This window comes from Bacteroides sp. 3_2_5, from assembly GCF_000159855.2.
Taxonomy (GTDB): Bacteria; Bacteroidota; Bacteroidia; order Bacteroidales; family Bacteroidaceae; genus Bacteroides; species Bacteroides fragilis.
Genome location: NZ_JH636044.1, coordinates 1,174,079 through 1,180,320 on the forward strand (window position 1 = coordinate 1,174,079; position 6,242 = coordinate 1,180,320).

Genomic DNA, 6,242 nt, shown 5'->3' on the forward strand with positions numbered 1-6,242 from the left:
TAATCGTTACTTTTAAAATGTTAAATTAAGCCCAAACATAAATTTACGTACAGTTGGATAAACCGAAGGTAATGCAGTACCTATTACAGAACCATCACTAGCCGGAATTTCCGGATCTACGCCTGAGTAATTTGTAACACAGAACAGGTTCTCTCCAGTGAAGAAAATTCTCATATTATTAATATAATATTGAGGTAATTTTAAGTTATAACCGATTGATAATGATCTCAATTTAAGATAGTCATTCTTTTCAAGATAGCGCGAGGAAGAACTGTTCGACTTACTCGTATTACTATAAGATGCCACCGGATGTGTAGCTATATCTCCCGGTTTTTCCCAACGATTCCATCCCTTTTGAAGTTTCATTTGATTTCGATCGTTATATGCTCCGTCTGAATCATATTCCTGGCGAGAATAATTATAGATTTGACCTCCTACAGAGTAGCCAAATACTGCATTCAGATCAATATCTTTCCAGCGGAGTACAGTACTAAATCCTCCAAAGATGTCTGGAGATGAACTTCCACATTTCACTTGATCAGCCTCAGAATAATTACTTGTTTTCTGACGTGATAAAGTTCCATCTTCATTTTCTACGGTTTTATACCACTGAGGTGCCCCATTTTCCGGGTTTACACCTGCCCATTCTTTCAGATAATAAGTATCACATGGATAACCTGGCTGTAATACTCTTTTGGCTGTACCTGCAATCGATGTTCCATCTGAAATAATAATTGGCTTTTCTACAAATTGTCCCTCAGCGTTCTTTGTCTTATAGAGTTTCTTTAATTTGTTCTTATTATGTCCCAAGTTAATTTCTATATTCCAATCCCAGTCTTTCGTACGGATAATATCACCGCCAATGGACAATTCAAATCCTTGATTTTGCATTTCACCAATATTCTTCCACATACTTGTCACTCCTACTAATCCGGAAATGGGTACTGCATATAGAATGTTACTTGTGTACTTATTATACCAGTCAAAACTTGCTCTCAACCGATTATCAAAAAAAGCTACGTCAATTCCGGTGCCTGTAGTATAAGTCTTTTCCCAAGTAAGATCTTTATTGCCCAATTGTGATATCAAGGCTCCAGATTCTTCGTTATATTTAGAAGATACTGAATAGAGATCGTATTGGGGATAAAGTGAACTTGGTCTGTTACCTACTGAACCATAAGATATACGTAATTTCAATATATCAACCCAAGAGGCATGAAACCATTTTTCACGATTAATGTTCCATCCGGCACTAATAGAAAAGAAATTTCCATATTTTGCATTATCTCCGAAATTAGAGGCTCCATCGCGACGGAAAGATAGTTGTGCCAGATATTTATTATCAAAAGCATAGTTTGCATTAAATAAAAGAGACTGTACTGCCCACTCACTAATACTACCACCAACTTTCTCCGGTTTAGCTACCACGTCCAATACTTCGAAACCGGGAATAAATCCTATTCCATACATATCTGTTGCTTTGGCCCAATAATCGTTGAATTCATAAGCAGCTAACGCATTTATTGAATGTTTACCAAACATCTTGTTAAAACGTATGATATGATTAGAATAACGACGTACAGTGGTAGTTTGATATTCACGCATACGCCCATCTACCCCCTCTCCACTACTTGAGCGTGGATCTGTATATTCACTGTAATTATAACCTATGTATTTATAGTTATTGACGGATGAAAAATTCAGCCAGTCAGTAATTCTAATATCAAAATCTAAATTACCCATAAACTCATAATTGGTAGAGTTCGATTTATTCCACTGCAGATCGTATAGATAATTACTATTAGAACTGTTCACCCATCCCGTATATCTATTGGGAACCAAATTCCCTTCTTCATCAAAAGGACTATCCCATGGCAATCTTTGGAACATGGAAGTTACATCATACTGTTTATCTTCAATATCCCGTCGCGATCCTGCCAGTGCAGGTTTTATACTTAGCCATTCAAAGGGTTTATAGGTTGTTTTTAACCGGAAGTTATATCGTGTGTAATCGTAACCTTTCACTGCTCCTTCTTCATCATAGACACCGATGGAAAGGAAAGATCTGATTTTCTCATTGCCTCCAGATAAAGAAACATTGTAATCTTGGGTAACTCCTGTTTGGGCAGCCAAATCAAACCAATCGAAATTACAATTTCGCAGTTTATCATTGTAACGTGAAAAAGTAATCGCCTCCTGATTTGAAAATGATTTATAGTAATCATATAGCTCCGCTCCATCCATCATTTCCATATTTCCTCTCCCTAACTTACTGATACCAACTTTTGCAGAGACATTTACTGTCATCTTTTCTGCTTTACCATTTTTGGTTGTTACAAGAATAACGCCGTTAGCTCCTTGTGAACCATAGATAGCAGTAGAAGCAGCATCTTTTAGGATAGTCATTGTTTCTATATCACTTGGATTCAAAGCACCGGCATTTGAACCAACAATCACTCCATCAATAACCCATAATGGAGCAGTGGTCCCACTTAAAGTTGCTTGCCCACGAATCACGACAGCTCCTCCTGACCCGGGTTGTCCCGACCCTGGAGCTACATATACTCCCGGAACCTTTCCGTTTAACATATTTTCTACTGAAGGGGTGGTAATATCTTTTAGTTTATCACTCTTAACTGTTTGTAGCGCACCAGTCAAGCTCTCTTTTTTTTGTGTACTATACCCAACTACCACTACTTCATCTAATGTTTTGGTATCTTCCTTCATTATTACATTATAAGAGCTTACCCCCGGTTTGAGATTAATGGTTTGAGGAATATATCCAATGTAACTAACCTGGAGTTCATTACCTGTTACTATAAGAGAAAAGTCGCCATTCACGTTAGTGATAGTCCCGTTTGAAGAAGATCCTTTTTCTATTATAGATGCTCCTATTATAGGATCTCCTGCAATATCTTTTACTACACCGGTCACTTTTTGTTGTTTTTTCTGTTGAACCGTTTGTTGCACAGTTGTGGTGGGTGTTGTATATATAACAATTTGATTCTCTACTATTCGATAGGAATATCCTGAGTTTTCAAATATTTGATTTAGAGCAACTTCTATCGAAGCATCTTCTATATTTATAGAGATTTTTTTATCTAGCTTCACTTGATTGTCATTATAAAATAAAGTATATCCACTTTCTTTTTCTAACTCTTGTAATACTGATTGGATAGAAGTGTTACTCTTTTTTATTGAGAACTTGAGTACTTGTGCAAATGTGCTGATAGGTATTGCACAAACTAAACTAATAGCAACAGCAATTGCTATTTGCTTTTTTACTTTTTGAGGATTAAACCACTTTTGATTGCATTTTTTCATAAATACCATAATTATTAGATTATAATTTAAATTTAACAAATAATAGACGTCATCCTTTAAGAATCCCGTGCTTGATTAACATGTTTCACTGTTTTTTCCATTTTTATTATTTGAATCTTTTTAGGATGTAAAATCATGTTCTACTTAAGTTCTTCGAGAACTATGGCGTTTTTTTCCTTTTATTATTTCTATTTCTGGATTCTACTTACATTTTGATTATATTATACTTTTTATCATTTTGTATTTTCTATCCCATCTGTATTGCCTGCTTTTAACACCCAACTATGGAACAAAGAAAAAACACGGCTATTTTATTATTAGCAGAATAACTTATGATAGATAAACCGTGTTATATACGATTTATTTGCTACATAAATCCTAAAACAGGATGCTATATGATGCTTATAATGTAAGCTTATCATATTTATGATAGTTGAATTATAATCAATAAGAGGTAGTAAATAGCTTTTAAGAGGCGGACTTTTAAATTTCATTTTCGTACGATGTTAACTTTGTACAAATAGAGAATTAGTATCTTGAAAACAGGAAGTTAACTTCATGCAGATAGAAAGTTAATTATCTCTGTCCAAGAAACAAAGATGATGTGTCAATAACATGTATTTTTCCTCAAAAAACATGTTGGATTTGTATTAAAATGCTATTTATATTCGAAAACAAATGATTATAGCACTTTTTCTTAAAAAGTATGAGTAAGTTAAATATCGAGATATTCTCCTTTATGTCAACATAAAACGCAATTAACTATCTTTTTTGTATTTCTGCAATCATTATTATTTAAACACACATTTTTATATTCAAATGTTTTCGTTTACTATAAATTCTCTATTTTTCTTTTAAAATTTGTATTGTTTCTCCCTGAAAAATTGTATGTTTGCACATCACACCGATAGATTTATGACCGAGAAAGAGCTTATTGTATCATTAAAACAGGGGGACGAAGCTGCATTTACTGCTCTATACAGAATGTATTGGCCTAAAGTTCACAACTTTTCCCGTTTATACCTATCTTCTATAGCCGAAGTAGAAGAAGTGGTACAGGAAGTTTTCGTAAAATTGTGGGAGGCACGTATCTTTCTGAAAGAGAATGAAAGTTTCAAAGGATTCTTGTTTATTATAACCCGAAATATCATTTTTAATCAATTCCGTAAAAGTTTTAATGAAAATGCCTATAAAACGACTGTACTTAGTAGTGCAGAGGTTGAGTATGACATTGAAAACGAGATGGATGCAGCCGATCTTCAAGGCTATATCAAAAAATTGATTTCAGAACTGACACCACGACAACAAGAAGTATTTCATTTAAGTCGTGAGGAACATCTCAGTTATAAAGAAATAGCTATTCGATTATCTATCAGTGAAAAAACAGTAGAGCGTCATATTAATGAAGCCTTAAAATTTTTACGTAAGAACATCTATTTATTTTTTATATTTCTTTCTCTATAATAATAAGGTATAGAGGAGATTATTTAATAACTTCCCTTTTATTTTAAAGAATTTAAATTTTCTTTGGGGGATGTTATGGAGTTGCGTGTATTTATAAATAGATAGGTAATAAGAAGGTAATAAAGATGAAACAAGCGACAACAGGAAATAAGGATATAATAAAGAAGCTACTGACCGATAGCCTATCGCCAGAAGAGCGAGAGAAACTAAACAACTATAAATTTGTGAATCAAGCAATTTATAGTCAATGGGAACAAGTTTCTGATATGTATACCGATGTCGATAAGGAAGAACGAATGCTGACAAATGTCATGCACCAAATAAAGAAAGGAAAAACCGGACGTTTTAGGCAAAGCTTACATCGGTATGGCTGGGTGGCATCTATAGCTTTATTGCTGATTTGCGGAACACTATCTTTAATGTTATTATCCAGAAAAGCAGAGCCGGAGGTTTGGTATGTACTGAACTCCGGACGCCAGTCAATGGATTCGGTAAGATTAGCAGATGGTACGCTTGTGATGCTGAACGCAGGGAGTCGCTTGACATATCCTAAAGAGTTTTCCGGAAACAAGCGGGAAGTAACTCTTTCCGGACAAGCTTTTTTTAGTGTTCATCCGGATAAGGTACATCCTTTTGTTGTGAAAACAAAGAATATGGATGTTACAGCTTTAGGAACAGCATTTGAAGTCTTTAGTTTCGATGGTGATGAAAGTGTAGAAACGGTATTGCTTAACGGAAAGGTTAAGGTAGAACCTAAGGATCACAAAGAGCAAATAAAAGGAGAATATATCCTTCAGCCGAACGAAAAACTAACGTGCCAGGTAAATGGTGATATACGTATAGATCGCGTAGATGCCAATTCTTATTCTGCTTGGCGTATTGGAGGACGGTTGAGCTTTAAAAATGAAACATTAGCCATGATCTTGCCTCGGTTAGAGAAATGGTACGGACAAAAGATCGATTGCCCGCAGAAAACTGCTGATCATTATCGCTTTACATTTACGTTGCGGAATGAACCTTTGGATCTGATATTAAATATAATGTCGCATAGTGCGCCATTAAATTATAAATTAATAAGTAATGACTACTATGTTCTCGAAGAACTTAAGTAGAACACGATATTTTTGAAAGTAATGAATAAAATAGAAAGCTAAGTTCATACGGAACTTAGGAAAACAGACAAGAAATAAAATTTATACCAAGTTCGTTTAGAACTTATACCAAACATCAATTTTAAACCTAAATAAGAAAGAAAAGAATGAGAGAGAAACCGTAAATGACGTTAACCTGGTACAGTGATACTTCAGAAGTATCCTGTGCTTACTTTATCAATCTAAATTACAATCTAATAATTAATCGTATTTATGAGAAAATGCAACATGCGGTGGTTTAGTCCGCAAAGAATGAAAAAGCATCTGGCTTTTGCTTTAGCAGTTAGCCTGGTAGCTATGGTA

At 34.6% G+C, this 6,242-nt stretch carries 3 protein-coding genes; 2 read left to right on the forward strand and 1 reads right to left on the reverse strand.

The window, feature by feature from the left end; all coding sequences use genetic code 11:
* Nucleotides 1–12 precede the first annotated feature (12 nt).
* Nucleotides 13–3,324, reverse strand: coding sequence for a TonB-dependent receptor (locus BSHG_RS13190; protein WP_008658767.1), 3,312 nt, complete (start codon nucleotides 3,322–3,324; stop codon nucleotides 13–15).
* Between the two features lie 888 nt (nucleotides 3,325–4,212).
* On the opposite strand from BSHG_RS13190, the gene BSHG_RS13185 reads away from it, so the two are divergent.
* Together BSHG_RS13185 and BSHG_RS13180 are read left to right on the forward strand one after the other, a co-directional pair.
* Entirely contained in the window at nucleotides 4,213–4,788 is a 576-nt protein-coding gene (locus BSHG_RS13185; protein ID WP_005785218.1) for an RNA polymerase sigma-70 factor, read from the forward strand.
* Between the two features lie 125 nt (nucleotides 4,789–4,913).
* Entirely contained in the window at nucleotides 4,914–5,900 is a 987-nt protein-coding gene (locus BSHG_RS13180; protein WP_008658770.1) for a FecR family protein, read from the forward strand.
* The last annotated feature ends 342 nt before the right edge of the window (nucleotides 5,901–6,242 follow it).